Source organism: Streptomyces sp. ME02-8801-2C (assembly GCF_033793965.1).
GTDB lineage: Bacteria > Actinomycetota > Actinomycetes > Streptomycetales > Streptomycetaceae > Streptomyces.
Map to the genome: position 1 here is coordinate 91,684 of NZ_JARAXP010000004.1, position 15,020 is coordinate 106,703.

The window sequence follows — 15,020 nt, forward strand, 5'->3', positions numbered from 1 at the left end:
CCCGACGGATGCATTCTGGCTTCGCGGCGATCACGACGGACGCGACGGAAGCGGCGGACGTGATCGACGCGAGGCGGTGACCGGAGAGGTTCGCGGTCGCCGCGCCGGAAACAGCCGTACGGGACGGGCCCGTTCGGGTATCCGCCCGGCGCGAGTGCGCCGGGGCCGGGAGGGGTGGTTCGTGTGAACGAGACGATGGTGTGCGCGGTGGGCAATGTGGCGACGCATCCGGTGTACCGCGATCTGGCGTCGGGGGCCTCGGCGAGGTTCCGGCTCGCGGTGACCTCGCGCTACTGGGACCGCGAGAAGAACACGTGGACGGACGGACATACCAACTTCTTCACGGTGTGGGCGAACCGGGCCCTCGCGACGAACGTCGGAGCGTCGCTGTCGGTGGGCGAACCGGTCATCGTGCAGGGCCGGTTGAAGGTGCGCACGGAGATGCGTGACGGGCAGAGCTGGACGTCGGCGGATATCGACGCCGTGGCGATCGGCCACGACCTGGCACGGGGCACGTCCGCCTTCCGACGCTCCGCGAGTCCGCCCAAGGCTGAGCCCGGGGCGCCCGCCCGCCCCGAACCCACGTGGGAGACGCCCGCGCCGGCTCCAGTGGCCGAAGAGGGCGAAGCGCAGGCCCAACAGCAGCGGGAGCCGGCCGCGGTGACATGACATCAGCCCGGCCGATCCGGGCGTCGTCCGAGCTGAGGCATATAGGTGAACTGACCGGCATACGGATGATCTTGGCGATAACGATTCCGAGTCGGATCGGTTATCCGATGACAGGACTGGGAAACGCGGTGCAGCCACCTCCCTAGGATGCCCGGATAGCTCACGGGGCTTCTGATGCTGCTGGCGGGACCGCACCCCCCACGTCAACGAGTCCTGCTCGAAGGGGAATTCTGTGTTTTCTTCGTTCTCCGCGTCGTCCTGGCGCGGGCGAGCGGCGGCGGCCCGGCTCGCCGCCGCGACGATGGTGTCCGGTCTTGCCGTCACCGGCGCGCTGGTCACCGCGGGCACGGCCGTCGCGGACGGGACTCCGCAGCAGCAGGGCGGGGCGACGGCCACCATAGGCGGGCTGAAGACGTACGGCGCGGCCGTCGTGCACGGGGCCGACGGGGACCAGCAGGTGTCGGCGGGCCTGTTCGAGATGTCCGTCGACAACGGCGGCACGCTGCAGACGTACGGCGTCGACCTGCGGAACCCGACACAGAAGGACGCCAGATACCAGGAGACCTCCTGGAGCGGCACCTCGCTGAACGGCACCAAGGACGCCGGCCGGATCCGCTGGATCCTGCAGAACTCCTACCCGCAGGTGAACGACCTCGCGGAACTGGCCGGCCGGGCGGGTGCGGCCGGCCTCACCGAGCAGGACGCGGCGGCGGGCACCCAGGTGGCCATCTGGCGCTACTCGGACGGCGCGGACGTGGACGCCGTGGACCCACGGGCCGAGAAGCTCGCGGACTATCTGGAGAAGAACGCGCGAAGCCTCGGGGAGCCCGAGGCATCGCTCACCCTTGATCCGCCCGCCGTCTCCGGCCACCCCGGTGAGCGGCTCGGCCCGGTCACGGTGCACACCGACGCGGACACCGTCACGGTGATACCACCCGCCGACGCCGCGACGAGCGGAGTGCGGGTCGTCGACCGGGACGGCAAGGCCGTCACGTCCGTGGTCGACGGCGGCCAGGTGTTCTTCGAGGTGCCCGCAAAGGCGCTGGACGGTTCGGCCGCGCTGAGTGTCCAGGCCTCGACCAGCGTGCCGGTCGGTCGGGCCTTCACCTCCGACAGCAGAAGCCAGACCCAGATCCTCGCCGGGTCCAGCGAGTCCACGGTGTCCGCGACGACGACCGCGAACTGGGCGGCCACGGGTCCTGTCCCCGCGCTCTCGGCGCGCAAGAACTGCGCCGAGAGTGGGGTGGACATCACGGCCACAAACAAGGGCGACGAGGCGTTCACCTTCCAGCTGATGGGCTTCGAGCACACCATCGCGGCCGGCGGGGTGCGGACGGTGACGATCCCCTTGCAGGAAGACCAGCCGTACGACTTCACGATCCTGGGGCCGAACGGCTTCGAGCAGCGCTTCGCGGGCGTCCTCGACTGCGAGACCCAGGACAGCGCGGGTGGCGACGCGGTCCAGACCCTCAGCGAGCCGAGCCCGGCCCTGGCGCCGGGCACCCCACCCGGTGGCGTCAACCTGGCCGAGACCGGCAGCTCCAGCGCGACGCCGATGATCGCGGGCATGGCGCTCGTCCTGCTGGTGATCGGCGGCGGAGTGGTGCTCCTCGTCGGCAAGAAGGAGCCGCACGGGGCGCACGCTCGCCGGTGAGTGTGAGCGACAACGCCCCTTGACAACTCAACAGTGCGTGACCGCACGGTGACCCACTGGATAGCGCGGCCCGGGCTCAGCCCGCCGGACGCCCGGGGCCGCTGACGTACGCGTTTCCCCGTAGGGGCGGCGGTACGGCAAGATGGGGTGTATCCCACCACTGCCAGATTTCAAGCTGCCGGACGGTTTCTCTTGGCTGAGTACATTTACACCATGCGCAAGACGCGCAAGGCGCACGGCGACAAGGTCATCCTTGACGACGTGACGCTGAGCTTCCTGCCCGGCGCGAAGATCGGTGTGGTCGGGCCGAACGGTGCCGGTAAGTCCACCGTTCTCAAGATCATGGCAGGCCTTGAGCAGCCGTCCAACGGTGACGCTTTCCTGTCGCCCGGCTTCAGTGTCGGCATCCTCATGCAGGAGCCGAAGCTCGACGAGGCCAAGACGGTCCTGGAGAACGTCCAGGACGGCGCCGCCGAGATCATGGGCAAACTCAAGCGTTTCAACGAGGTCGCCGAGCTCATGGCGACGGACTACTCGGACGCGCTCCTGGACGAGATGGGCAAGCTCCAGGAGGACCTGGACCACGCCAACGCCTGGGACCTGGACGCGCAGTTGGAGCAGGCGATGGAGGCGCTGGGCTGCCCGCCCGGCGACTGGCCCGTCACCAACCTCTCCGGTGGCGAGAAGCGCCGGGTCGCGCTCTGCAAGCTGCTCATCGAGGCCCCGGACCTGCTCCTCCTCGACGAGCCCACCAACCATCTCGACGCCGAGTCGGTGAACTGGCTGGAGCAGCACCTCTCGAAGTACGCGGGCGCTGTCGTCGCCGTCACTCACGACCGGTACTTCCTGAACAACGTCGCCGAGTGGATCCTCGAGCTCGACCGCGGTCGCGCGATCCCCTACGAGGGCAACTACTCCACGTACCTGGAGAAGAAGGCCACTCGCCTCAAGGTCGAGGGCCGCAAGGACGAGAAGCGCGCCAAGCGACTCAAGGAAGAGCTGGAGTGGGTCCGCTCCAACGCGAAGGGCCGCCAGACCAAGTCCAAGGCCCGCCTGGCTCGTTACGAGGAAATGGCGGCCGAGGCCGACAAGATGCGGAAACTGGACTTCGAGGAGATCCAGATCCCGCCGGGCCCGCGTCTGGGCTCCATCGTCGTCGAGGTCAACAACCTCTCGAAGGCGTTCGGCGACAAGGTTCTGGTCGACGACCTCTCGTTCACGCTGCCGCGCAACGGCATCGTCGGCATCATCGGCCCGAACGGCGCGGGCAAGACCACGCTGTTCAAGATGATCCAGGGTCTTGAGCCCGCGGACTCGGGTTCGGTCAAGATCGGCGACACCGTCAAGATCAGCTACGTCGACCAGAGCCGCGCCAACATCGACCCCAAGAAGACCCTCTGGGCCGTGGTGTCGGACGAGCTGGACTACATCAACGTGGGCCAGGTCGAGATGCCGTCGCGAGCCTACGTCTCCGCCTTCGGCTTCAAGGGTCCGGACCAGCAGAAGCCGGCCGGTGTCCTGTCCGGTGGTGAGCGCAACCGTCTGAACCTGGCGCTCACGCTCAAGGAGGGCGGCAACCTGCTGCTCCTCGACGAGCCCACCAACGACCTCGACGTCGAGACTCTGTCCTCGCTCGAGAACGCTCTGCTCGAGTTCCCGGGCGCGGCTGTGGTCATCTCCCACGACCGCTGGTTCCTGGACCGGGTCGCGACCCACATCCTCGCGTATGAGGGTGAGTCCAAGTGGTACTGGTTCGAGGGCAACTTCGAGTCGTACGAGAAGAACAAGATCGAGCGGCTCGGCGCTGACGCGGCCCGCCCGCACCGCGCCACCTACAAGAAGCTGACCCGAGGCTGATCTTGCGGCACATCTACCGCTGCCCACTGCGCTGGGCGGACATGGACGCGTACGGCCACGTCAACAACGTGGTCTTCCTCCGCTATCTGGAGGAAGCCCGTATCGACTTCCTGTTCCGCCCGGACAAGGATTTCCAGCAGGGGTCCGTGGTGGCACGCCATGAGATCGACTACAAGCGGCAGTTGGTCCACCGGCACGCGCCCGTGGACATCGAGCTGTGGGTCACGCGGATAAGAGCGGCGTCCTTCACGCTCGCCTACGAGGTCAAGGACGCCGACCAGGTGTACGTCCAGGCGTCCACGGTCGTCGTGCCGTTCGACTTCGCGACACAGCGTCCGCGCCGCATCACCTCCGAGGAGCGGGAGTTCCTGGAGGAGTACATGGACGACGGCAAGGACGAGAAGGCAGAAGAGGGCGAGGCCGTCGCCGCATGACGGTCCTGCACCTCGCCGACGAGGGGGAGGCGGCCGATCTCGCCGCCTTCCTCGCCCGGCTGCTCCACTACGACCGTGGGGCGGCGGTACGCCTCCAGGTGGCCGGCACCGCGCTCGCCGTGTTCGGGCGGCCCCCGTCCTTCGAGGTCCTCGCGATCCGCGCGGCCCGGCTCGCCAAGCCGTACGAGAACGGGCTGGACGTCGGCCTCGACATCACCGTGTCCGCCGGTGAACTCCTCGAGACGGTGGACGAGTCCGCCGCCACCCTCACCATCCCCGGGGCCGTGACCGGGCCGCCCTGGGCCGGGGTACTGCCCCCGCGCCGCGGCTGGCGACCGGAGCCCGGCCTGCCCGCACCGGACGTCCTGCGCACGATGGTCGCCGCGGCCGTCGCCGAATTCCGGTCCCGTACGCAGGAGTTGCCGCCCGAGTCGCGTACCCGCGCCGAACTCGACCGGATCGGGCGGGAGATCTGGACCCGGACGGTCGGGGACACCGGCCTGCCGGTACGGGCCGTGCACGCGGCGCAGTCGCTGGGCTTCCTGCGACCCGCACAGACCGCACAGACGTCCGGAGAGGCGCCGCTCGCGCTGGTCTCGTCGGGGCCCTGGCTGCGGCTGCGCACGCCGTACGGATCGATCGCCGTACGCAGGGCGGGGCTCGGGACGCTGGACGTCAGCGTCCGCTGAAGGCCGGCTCTCAGCCTTCTGCCGGCCCGGAGCCCTCCGTGCTCAGCCCTCCGTGCTCAGCCCTCTGTGTTCACCATCGAGGCCGCCGCGTACGTCAGGTAGTTCCACAGCGTCCGCTCGTGCTCCTCGGAGAGGCCGAGCTCCTCGACCGCGACCCGCATGTGCTTCAGCCACGCGTCGTGCGCGGCCCGGTCGACGGCGAAGGGGGCGTGGCGCATCCGCAGCCGGGGGTGGCCGCGGTTCTCGCTGTAGGTGGTGGGGCCACCCCAGTACTGGATCAGGAACAGTGTGAACCGCTCCTCGGCCGGGCCCAGATCCTCCTCGGGATACATGGGCCGCAGCAGCGGGTCCTCGGCGACACCCTCATAGAACCGGTGCACCAGGCGCCGGAAGGTGTCCTCGCCGCCGACCTGCTCGTAGAAGGTCTGCTCCTGAAGCGTGCCGCGCGGAATCTCTTTCACCTCACCATGGTCTCAGACGGGTGGACCGAGGACTCAAGGCTTAGGACCACACCCTCGCCGCTCGCGTCCCGGCCTCGGGCGCAGGACAGTGGACGTATGGGCGCGGACGATCTCCACGAGGGCCGGGACAGCGATCTGGACGGTGTCGACGACCTCGACGATCTTGCCGCCTCGGCGCGGGCGGAACTCGTGCGGATGATCGAGGCCGGCGGGGTCTGGGACCGCGACCCGGTCTGGCGGGAGGCGTTCGAGGCGGTGCCGCGGCATCTGTTCGTCCCCTACTACTACGCCGGTGCCGTGAGCGGCCGGCAGCGGCTGTGGGGCGAGAGTCCGGAACGGCGTACGCGTGAGCGCTGGCTGCGCGGTGCCTACGCGGACGCGCCGCTCGCGACCCGGATGCGCGACGGGGAGCTGGTCTCCTCCAGCAGCCAGCCCTCGCTCATGGCCGTGATGCTCGTCGAGCTGGAGGTCGAGGACGGGCACAACGTCCTGGAGATCGGCGCCGGGACGGGGTACAACGCGGCGTTGCTCGCCCACCGTCTCGGCGACGACCTCGTCACGACGGTGGATCTGGACCCGGAGATCACCGAGTCGGCCCGCCGGCACTTGGCCGCCGCCGGACACCATCCGGTCGTCGTCACCGGCGACGGCGCGCGCGGAGTGCCCGAACGAGGCCCCTACGACCGGATCATCGCGACCTGCACGCTCGCCTCGATCCCGCGCGCGTGGCTCGCCCAGTGCCGCCCGGGAGCCCGCATCCTGACGCCGTTCGCCACCGGCCTGGCCGCCCTCACCGTCCGCGACGCCGAGCACGCCGAGGGCCGCTTCCTGCACACGTCCGCCTACTTCGTGCCGCTGCGGGGGACGAGCAGATCGGACCCGGAGATCCCGCACCTCGGCGCGCTCCCCGTCCGGACGCGCGAGCACGAGCTGTTCCGGTTCCTGCTCGGGCTCACCCGGGGCAGCCTCGACCCGCAGGAGGCGTATGCCCTCTGGGAGCGCGAAGGCCGACCGGAACGGGAGCGGTACGGGATCACCGTCAGCGGCGACCGGGAGTGGGCCTGGCTGGACGAACCCACGGGTCCGTACGCCTGGCCCCTCCCGGTCTGACGGCCCCGTACCCGGCCCTCAGGGCCCTAGCCGCGGCGGATCGTGATCGTCGTCCAGGCGCCCACGTGCACCCGGTCGCCGTCCTGCAGCGGCACGGGGACGAAGGGCTGGATCGGCTCCTCGGAGTTGTTGACCGTCGTGCCGTTCGTCGAGTTCTGGTCGACGACCGCCCAGCTGCCGTCGGGCTGCTGGACCAGCACCGCGTGCTGGTGCGAGACGCCCGGGTCCTCCGGCGGCACCGCCAGGTCGATGTCCGGGGACTCGCCCGTGGAGTGACGGCGGCGCCCGATCGTGATCTGGTTGCCGGTGAGCGCGCGCTGCTGTTCCGGCGAGTACGCGGGCAGGTTCAGGCCCGCGGCCTCGGGGCCGGAGCGCTGCATCATCGCCATGAAGTACTCGCGGTCCGGGCCGATCGTCGCGGACCAGGTCAGCGGCTGCTGCCTGCCGTAGCCGCCGCCGTGGGCGGGCGGGGCCTGGGTGGCGCCGGGCTGCGGGTAGCCGTAGCCACCGCCCTGCTGCGGGGCGGGCGGTCCGCCCGGGCCGCCGGTCGGCGGGGAGATCACCCAGTCGTCGTCACCGCCGCCGAAACCGCCGCCGGGCTGCGGGCCGCCGCGTCGGCCCGTCTCCTGCGGGAACGCGGGCGGGGAGGGCGGACCGGACGGCTGGAACGCCTGCGGGGCGCCACCTGGCCCTCCAGGGCCTCCAGGCGGCGGGTATCCCTGGGGCCCGCCCTGAGTGACGGGGGGACCGGGCGGCGGGTAGCCCTGCGATCCGCCTGGCCCGCTGGGCGGGTATCCCTGCGGTCCACCGGCGGACGTGCCGCCAGGACCGCCGGGGCCGCCGGGCATGCCGGGTGTGGGACCCGGTGGCGGCGGGACGGGGCGTGAGGGGTCGCCGCCGAAGGGCGGGATGGGCTCGGCGGGGCGGTTGATCTGCGACGGGCGCGAGCTCTGGTAGTCGTAGCCGTCACCGCCGCCGCCGTAGGACGGGCCGGGCGGCGGAGGCTGGAACCGCTGGCCGGGGCCGGGACCACCGGGAGCCCCGTACCCCTGGCCCGCTCCCGGCGCCGGTGGGCGCGGAGCGGCCGGGGTGTACGAGGTCGCCGTGTTCGTCAGGAAGTTCCACCGGCACTCCTCGCAGAACGGAGCGCCCCCCTCACGCGGGGTACGGCACTGCGGGCACAGTTCCTGCTCGGCGTCCGGCACGGCGGACAGGTGTGAGCGGCTGCCGGGCGCACCGGTGGCGGAACCGGGCGGCGGATAGCCGTAACCGGGCGCCGGGGGTGGCGGCGGGGGCGGAGGCACGGCACCGGCCATGCGGTGACCGCAGACCTCGCACCAGTCGTCGGAACCCGACTGGTGTCCGTTCGGGCAGGTCGGCATGTCGGCGCTTCCCCCTCTCCTCTTCGCTACGTTTTGTTCGGTTACTTCTTTACACGAACAGTCTTTGTGGACCGTGTTTCGAGCGTCATCTCGTCGGCCTCTTCGACCTTCGCCTTCAGTCGCACAGTACCTGCCGCGGCGTCGACCACGTCCACCACCTTCGCAAGCAGTTTCGCAGTATCCGCGTTTCCGGAGGCGCTGGCGAGCTGGACGGCCCGTCCCAGCTTGGCCGTCGCCCCGTCGACATCACCCGCTTTGCGGGCATCCAGACCCTGTTGGATGACCTGTGCCAGTTCGGCCTGACCTGTGTAGTGCGCGACCTGCGGGTTGATCGACGTCGAGGCCGCCATGTCATCGGTCCACACCGCCCGTACGAGGCCCTGCGCGCCGAGGTTGTGGGCGCTGCCGTCGGGCTGCGGGATCACCAGGGAGACGCGGGCGGCCAGCATCTCCTGGCCCAGGCCGGCGGAGGGCACCTGGACGCACACGTGGTAGTCGCGCGACTCGTCGCCCCAGGAACCGGTGGGGTAGTCGCCGGCGCGCGGGCCCGCCTCGGTGCGACGGTCGGTCAACTCGGCGACGGTGGGTGCCACCTGCTTGACGAACTTGATCTCCGTGCCGACCGGGGTCCACAGCCTGAGGGCGACGTCCGCGACCTCCTTGCCCATGGCCGTCTCCATCATGTGCGTGAAGTCGGCGGAGAGGCCGGCCGGGTCGGCGACGATGTCGGCGGTGCCCAGCAGCGCGGCGGCGATCGCGGTGACCTCCTTGACCTCCCAGTCGGTGCCCACGCCCCGGGCGTCGCAGGTGAAGCGGCCGGCGCAGGAGTCCAGGGCCGCCTTCAGGTCCTCCGGCGACTCGTGTTCGTTGCGGCCGTCGGTGAGCAGGATGCCGTGCCGGATGGTGACCTCGGCCGAGGACAGCAGCCGGTCGGCGAGGCGCAGCCAGGTGCCGATGGCCGTGCCGCCGCCCGCGCTCAGCCGGCGCAGCGCCTGCTTGGCCTGCTCACGGGTGGTCGCGTCGGCGACCGCGAGCCGCCCGCCGCCCGGGTAGACCTCCTTGGCGATGTGCGTGCCGCCGATCACCGTGAAGTGCACACCGTCGCGCACGGCGTCGATCGCGGCGGCCGTCGCCTCCCGGGCGCCCCGCATCTTGGTCGGCGGGTAGTCCATCGAGCCGGAGCAGTCGACCATGATCGCCACGGCCGCGTCCGGGCTCTGGCCGGGCGAGTAGAGGTGGGGTGCCGCGACGGCGGAGCCGACAGTGCCGCCGCCGGTCGCGGTGACCGTCACGATCGCGCTGACCTCGCGCCCGCCGTCGGGCAGGTACTCGTTCTGGTAGACGTCCACCGAGAACTGCGGCACGTTCGACTTCGAGAAATTGGCCATGCCTGCTTCGCTCCCCCTCGAGAACCCCACATCCGTGGAGCAGTGACTGTATGCGGACCAGTCCCCTCCGGTCCTCCTGAGAACACCCCCGTTGTCAGTGCCCTCAGGCCGATCCTGCCCCCTGTGACGGGGCGGGGAACGGCACGACGGCCACTGTTACGTTGTCGTGGCCCCCGCCGTCCAGGGCGTGGCCCACCAGGACCCGGGCGGCGTGCAGCGGGCGTGCGGCGGCGTCCGGCGGGAGAACCTCGGCCATCTCCTCCGCCGCCTCCGCGTAGTTCCACAGCCCGTCCGTGCACACCACCACTACACCCGGCCGGTCCGGCTTGAAGGAAGCGGTGTGCGGCTCCAGTTCGTACGCGTCCGCGCCGAGCCAGCCCGTGATGGCGTGGGCGCGCTCGTCGGCGTATGCCTCCGCCTCGTTCATCAGGCCCGCGGCGACCATCTGCGCGGCCCACGAGTCGTCCTCGGTGAGACGGGCGGGGGCGGTGGAGCGGTCGAGCGGGACCCAGTAGGCGCGGCTGTCGCCGACCCAGCCCACGACCAGCAGGGTCGGGGTGACGACGGAACCCACCAGCGTGCAGGCCGGGGAGTTCTGGTGCGGGGCGTGCTCGCGGGCCCCGGCCGGTCCGTCCGCCAGGGCGTTCACGGCGTGCGAGGCGGCGAGGATCGCGTCGTGCATCGCCTGCTGGGGGTGGGTGCCCTGGGGCAGGGCGGCCATCAGCGAGTCGCCGGCGGCCCGGGACGCGGCGAGGGAGGCCTCGTCGGGGCGGGTCGCCGAGGAGACGCCGTCGCAGACGATCGCGACCAGCGCGGGTGTGCGGTTGGGCAGCGTGGTGTGGGAGATCGCGTACGCGTCCTCGTTGCGGTGGTGGCGCAGGCCACGGTCGGTGACCGCGGCGAGCGGGCCGACCTCGTCCTCCATGTGGTCGCGTTCGCGCGGCTGGGCGTGCCCGCAGTTCTCGCAGTAGCCGTCGGTGTCGACCCGGCCCGCCCGGCAGGCCACGCACACCTTGGTGCCGGCCGGGGGCGTCGAGGCCTGGGCGGGGCGCGGGGCGGGCGCGGGCGCCTGCAGCGGGTACTCGTCGGGCTCACCGCCCGGCGACCGGTCGAACCGCACACCCCCGGTGGCCGGTGAGACCGGCGAGCCGGTGGGCGCCGGCGGCCGGCCGGGAACGGGCGGGAGCGGCGTCTCGCCCGAGTCGGTGCCCTGGAGGTCGGTCGCCAGGTGCACCGGCGCCGGGGTGCCGGAGCTGCTGGTCTCGGGCGCGAGGGGCCAGTCCACGGAAGCGGCCTCCGGAGGCGTGAGCGGTGCGGCGGCGAGGGCGCCGCTGAGGGTGAGCGTGGGCGAGTCACCGGGGCGTGGGGGCACGGCCGACAGGTCGTACCCGCACGCGCCGCAGAACCGGTCGCCCGACTCGAGCGGCTCCTCGCAGCTCGGGCACCTGGACAGTGCGGTCGGCCGGGGCGGCTGGGGCATCTGGGACATCAACTACACCCACGTCCGGGGGCGGTAACGGTTGGCGCGTTCCACCAGGTCGATCCTCTCCTCGCCGCCCTGCGCGAGCCGGGCCAGCGTGCGGTACGAGCGCTCGAGACCGAAGCGCAGACCACGCTCGTCCAGGTCGCTGCCGAGCAGCACCCGCCCCCCGACGGCCGAAGGGGCGGAACCCTGGTTCTGGGAGAGTATCCAGTCCAGCGCGCAGCCGAGGACTTCCGCCGAGAGCTGCTCCCGCCGGACCGCGTCCAGACCGTATCCGCCAAGTGCCTCCACCTGCCCGGCGGAAGCGATCAGATCGTCCAGGAACGGCGCGTCGGCGGCGAGGGCCGTCCGGTGCCGCAGCCGGGCCCGTACGGCGGCCACGCGGGCCGCCGTGTAGTGGATCGACGCCTCCGGGACGGACTCCAGGGTCTTCACGGCGCTACGGCGGTCGCCGGCCGCCAACTGGACGCGGGCCAGGCCGAACGCGGCGCTGACATAGCTCGGGTCGGTCGTCCACACCAGCCGGTAGTACTCGGCGGCGTTGTCGAGCTGCCCGAGCACCTCCGCGCACAGGCCGAGGGCCAGCTTGGGCGGGCTCTCGCCCGGGAAGGCGTCGTAGATCGCGTCGAAGGACAGCGCGGCGCTCTCGTGATCACCCGTCACCAGCGCGGCCACGCCCCGGTACCAGACCACCCGCCAGTCGTCCGGCCGAGCCTCCTCCAGTCTGGCCAGCGACTCCAGGGCGGCCCCGGCGTCCCCGTTCTCCAGCAGGGCCCGTATCTCGCGCAGCCGTGTCTCGGTCGACTGCGCCGGCACCACCGCGAGCGCGGCGATCAGCTCCCCGGCCGCCGAGGCCAACAGGCCTGCCAGGAAGCCCGCGTTGGGGTCGGTCGGGTCGACGCGGGGCACGGGCAGCGCGAGCGCGGCGGCACCGGCGTCGATGGCCTTGACGAGGCGCGGGGTGCCGTTGAGCGCCCTGGCGGCGCCACCGGGGGCGGGGAGGGCCGGCGCCGGGGACTTCTTGCGGGGCGTCGTCACGCGGGCCCCCAGCCGCGACACCTCGCCGTCCAGCGCGCCGAACAACTCCGCGTCCGTGACCTTGAGTTCCGGCCCGAACAGTGTCGACAGCGCGGGCCTGGCCCGTCCCGTCTGGAGCGACACGACCTCGCGCAGTACGCCCGTCAGCTGCTCGGACATCTCCTGCGCGGACGCGAACCGGCGGGCCGGATCGGGGTCGGTGGCGCGGACCAGGAGCCGGTAGAACGACTCGTACTGGCGGAAGACCTCGATGTGGTCGGGGTCGGGCAGGGAGTCCACGAACACGTTCGTGTAGCCCTGGAAGTCGAACGTCATGACGGCCAGCGTGCGCGCGACCGTGTACAGGTCGGACGCCACCGACGGGCCGACCTCCGCGACCTCCGGCGCCTGGTAGCCGACCGTGCCGTAGATGGCCGACTCGTCGTCGTCCATCCTGCGGACGGCGCCCATGTCGATCAGCTTCAGCTGGTCCTCGGTCTGGATCGCGTTGTCGACCTTGAAGTCGCAGTACAGCAGGTTGCGGCTGTGCAGATGCCCGAGCGCCTCGAGCGCCTCGATGCCGTAGGCGCACGCCTGCTCCACCGGCAGCGGGTCCCGCTTGCCGTCCGGGGTGCGGCGGTCGTTGGCGATCTCCTTCAGCGACTTCCCGCCGACGTACTCCATGACGATGTAGCCGTCGAGGGAGCCCGTGCGCTGGTCGAGGTGTTCGACGAAGTTGTAGATCCGGACGATGTTGGCGTGCTCGATCTCCGCGAGGAAGCGCCGCTCGGAGATCGCGGCGGCCATCGCGTCCTGGTCCCCGGTGTCCAGCAGGCCCTTGAGCACCACCCACCGGTCGGACACGGCCCGGTCCACGGCGAGATAGACCCAGCCGAGCCCGCCGTGCGCCAGACAGCCCACCACCTCGTACTGGCCGCGCACGATGTCACCGGTGTGCAGCTTCGGCACGAAGGAGTACGGGTGCCCGCACTTCGTGCAGAACCCCTCCGTACGCCCCGGCCGGCCCTCGCCGCGCGCCCGTCCCACCGGCGCCCCGCAGTCCGAGCGCGAGCAGAACCGCTTGCGCTCGGGCACCTCCGGGTTCTCCAGTACCATCGCGCGCGGGTCGGGCCGCGGCACCCCCGGCACCTCGACCAGGCCCGCGCCGAGCCGGCCGCGCCCGGTGGACGCGGCCGTCGAACCCGAGCTGCGCACCGACACCGAACGGCCCGTCGACCTCCCCGACAGGGACCGGGACAACCGGCCGGAGACCGAGCGGCGGGACTGCGAGGAACGGGACGTGCGCGAGGTACGGGTGGACGGGGCGGACCCGCGTGAACCCGCCGAGGCCGACGCCGACGCCGACGACGAACCGGCCGCGCCGCCCACCGCCACCACCGGCGCGAGCCCGCACGTGTCGCAGTACAGCTCGCCGCCCCCCATGTCCTCGTAACTGCCCTCGCAGTCGGGCCGCTGGCACTTGCGCTGTTCGGTCCCGGTCATCAGTACTCCCCCCTCCGGTCATCGGGTCCGGCCTGGCCGGGCACCCGCGGGCCGCCGAAGAACTCGGCGGCGGCCTGCTGGTAGCGCAGCACGGCCTGCTCCGCGACCCGCAGATCGCAGGGCGCGCTCCACAGCATGCGGCGCGCCGCGTCGTACCGCTCGATCAGCAGCGGATCCTCCGCGAGACCGTGCCGGGCGACCTTCGCCCGGTACGCGTCGAGCCGGCCGCGCAGCTCCGCGCGGACCGCCAGCGGCTGGGTCACCGCCGTCAACGACTCGCGGGCGCGCATCAGTTCGTCCTCCGCCTTCGCCTCCAGGGACTCCAGGAGCGGCGAGAGACGGTGCCACTGGGCGTGTCTGCGGTACTCGGAGGCCGTCGACAACTGCTCCTGCAACGCCGTGGGCGGGCCGCTGACGGCGGGCACCTCCGACGCGGCGATCTTCGCCAGCACCTCACCGCGCGCGCTGCGCGCCTCGGCGAGCGTGCGGTCCGCCCGGGACAGCACGTCACGCAGCTTCACCAGCCGCGCCTCCGCGTCCTGGCGGACCGTCAGCACGGCGTCGATCTCCCGGCGTACGTCCTCCAGGGCGCGCGCCTCACGGTCGTACACGGTGGTGTCCGGACGGCCGCCGCCGGGCGCCGAACTACCCTGCGCGGGCAGCCAGAACGCCAGTGGGTCGGAGATCACCTGCTCGCGCAGGGCGGTCAGGGTGCGGGTGATGCGCTCCAGGTCGTCGCCCGCCGGGTGCTCGCCCGGGCGCACGCCCACGGAGTGCGCCAGCTGGCGGGTGCGCTGCAGCTCCGCGGCCAGTAAATCTATCCGCGCGGGCAGGGCCGACCAGACCGCGTCGGAGGTGACGACCATGTCCAGCGAGGTCGCGTACAGCTCGTTCATCCGCTCCACCAGGCCGGCCAGCGAGTACCGCTCGCTGAGCTTCCCGGTGCCGTGCAGGGTGGGCGCGTTGGCCGTCGCCGCCGCGCTGCCCGCGACCGTGACGCACTCGCCGCGCAGCAGTTCCGTCAGCTCCACCAGGTCCTCGCGGCTGGACCAGCGGCGGCGCGAACGGATGTCACGGGCGGAGCGGAACGCGTCCGAGTACGCGTCGAAGTACGCCCACAGCAGCGTGATCGACGCGTCCGCGGACGTCCAGCGCTCCTTGGTCGTGCCGGTGAGCTCGGCGCCTTCGAGGAGTCTGCGGCCCGCGTGGTCCTGAAGGGCGAGGAGGGAGGTCTCGATCGCCTCGTGCTCCGCGCCGAGCCGCGCCAGCGCACGGTCCACCTCGTCCCGGTCCATCACCGGCCCGGGGGCTCCCGTGACGCCCATCGATCACCTCGACTGTTCGTGGGTTGGACTCGTTCGGTTGGCTCGTGG

General features: G+C 71.8%; 12 protein-coding genes. 6 read left to right on the forward strand and 6 right to left on the reverse strand.

Annotated elements, in window-relative coordinates; all coding sequences use genetic code 11:
• Positions 1 to 183 precede the first annotated feature (183 nt).
• From PV396_RS13735 to PV396_RS13755, 5 genes are all read left to right on the forward strand, one after another.
• A complete protein-coding gene (locus PV396_RS13735; RefSeq protein WP_319204239.1) occupies positions 184 to 669 on the forward strand; it encodes a single-stranded DNA-binding protein in 486 nt (161 codons plus the stop codon).
• A gap of 232 nt (positions 670 to 901) precedes the next feature.
• Positions 902 to 2,323, forward strand: a complete 1,422-nt coding sequence (locus PV396_RS13740; protein ID WP_319204241.1) for a TQXA domain-containing protein — start codon at positions 902 to 904, stop codon at positions 2,321 to 2,323.
• A 192-nt stretch (positions 2,324 to 2,515) separates the two neighbouring features.
• Complete coding sequence (ettA, locus tag PV396_RS13745) at positions 2,516 to 4,180, forward strand: energy-dependent translational throttle protein EttA (protein ID WP_319204243.1); 1,665 nt, start codon at positions 2,516 to 2,518, stop codon at positions 4,178 to 4,180.
• 2 nt (positions 4,181 to 4,182) lie between these two features.
• A complete protein-coding gene (locus tag PV396_RS13750) occupies positions 4,183 to 4,614 on the forward strand; it encodes a thioesterase family protein (RefSeq protein ID WP_319204245.1) in 432 nt (143 codons plus the stop codon).
• The gene (locus PV396_RS13755; protein WP_319204248.1) at positions 4,611 to 5,303 is read left to right on the forward strand and encodes a hypothetical protein; all 693 of its coding nucleotides are present in this window, start codon (positions 4,611 to 4,613) and stop codon (positions 5,301 to 5,303) included. The genes PV396_RS13750 and PV396_RS13755 overlap by 4 nt, the downstream gene beginning before the upstream one ends.
• 56 nt (positions 5,304 to 5,359) lie before the next feature.
• Here PV396_RS13755 and PV396_RS13760 read toward each other — a convergent pair whose 3' ends face one another.
• Positions 5,360 to 5,764, reverse strand: coding sequence for a globin (locus tag PV396_RS13760; RefSeq protein ID WP_319204249.1), 405 nt, complete (start codon positions 5,762 to 5,764; stop codon positions 5,360 to 5,362).
• 96 nt (positions 5,765 to 5,860) lie between these two features.
• Between PV396_RS13760 and PV396_RS13765 the strand changes: the two genes are divergently transcribed.
• Entirely contained in the window at positions 5,861 to 6,874 is a 1,014-nt protein-coding gene (locus tag PV396_RS13765) for a methyltransferase domain-containing protein (protein WP_319204252.1), read from the forward strand.
• 26 nt (positions 6,875 to 6,900) lie between these two features.
• Here the strand turns inward: PV396_RS13765 and PV396_RS13770 are convergent, their stop codons facing one another.
• The 5 genes from PV396_RS13770 to PV396_RS13790 all read right to left on the reverse strand — a co-directional run bounded on the left by PV396_RS13770 (position 6,901) and on the right by PV396_RS13790 (position 14,972).
• Positions 6,901 to 8,256, reverse strand: coding sequence for an FHA domain-containing protein (locus PV396_RS13770; RefSeq protein WP_319204254.1), 1,356 nt, complete (start codon positions 8,254 to 8,256; stop codon positions 6,901 to 6,903).
• Positions 8,257 to 8,297: 41 nt separating this feature from the next.
• Complete coding sequence (locus tag PV396_RS13775; RefSeq protein WP_319204255.1) at positions 8,298 to 9,644, reverse strand: VWA domain-containing protein; 1,347 nt, start codon at positions 9,642 to 9,644, stop codon at positions 8,298 to 8,300.
• Between the two features lie 103 nt (positions 9,645 to 9,747).
• Positions 9,748 to 11,136, reverse strand: a complete 1,389-nt coding sequence (locus tag PV396_RS13780) for a PP2C family serine/threonine-protein phosphatase (RefSeq protein WP_319204257.1) — start codon at positions 11,134 to 11,136, stop codon at positions 9,748 to 9,750.
• The gene (locus tag PV396_RS13785) at positions 11,137 to 13,647 is read right to left on the reverse strand and encodes a serine/threonine-protein kinase (RefSeq protein ID WP_319204259.1); all 2,511 of its coding nucleotides are present in this window, start codon (positions 13,645 to 13,647) and stop codon (positions 11,137 to 11,139) included.
• Positions 13,647 to 14,972 carry a hypothetical protein gene (locus PV396_RS13790; RefSeq protein WP_319204261.1) on the reverse strand — a complete coding sequence of 442 codons (1,326 nt, stop codon included), beginning with the start codon at positions 14,970 to 14,972 and terminating at the stop codon, positions 13,647 to 13,649. Before PV396_RS13790 ends, PV396_RS13785 begins: the two co-directional genes overlap by 1 nt.
• Positions 14,973 to 15,020: the final 48 nt, after the last annotated feature.

Bases quoted from the DNA above. Each gene is read 5' to 3' on its own strand.
- PV396_RS13775 (WP_319204255.1), bottom strand. From the start codon at position 9,644: ATGGCCAATTTCTCGAAGTCGAACGTGCCGCAGTTCTCGGTGGACGTC.
- PV396_RS13765 (WP_319204252.1), top strand. From the start codon at position 5,861: ATGGGCGCGGACGATCTCCACGAGGGCCGGGACAGCGATCTGGACGGT.
- PV396_RS13785 (WP_319204259.1), bottom strand. From the start codon at position 13,647: ATGACCGGGACCGAACAGCGCAAGTGCCAGCGGCCCGACTGCGAGGGC.
- PV396_RS13790 (WP_319204261.1), bottom strand. From the start codon at position 14,972: ATGGGCGTCACGGGAGCCCCCGGGCCGGTGATGGACCGGGACGAGGTG.
- PV396_RS13755 (WP_319204248.1), top strand. From the start codon at position 4,611: ATGACGGTCCTGCACCTCGCCGACGAGGGGGAGGCGGCCGATCTCGCC.
- PV396_RS13770 (WP_319204254.1), bottom strand. From the start codon at position 8,256: ATGCCGACCTGCCCGAACGGACACCAGTCGGGTTCCGACGACTGGTGC.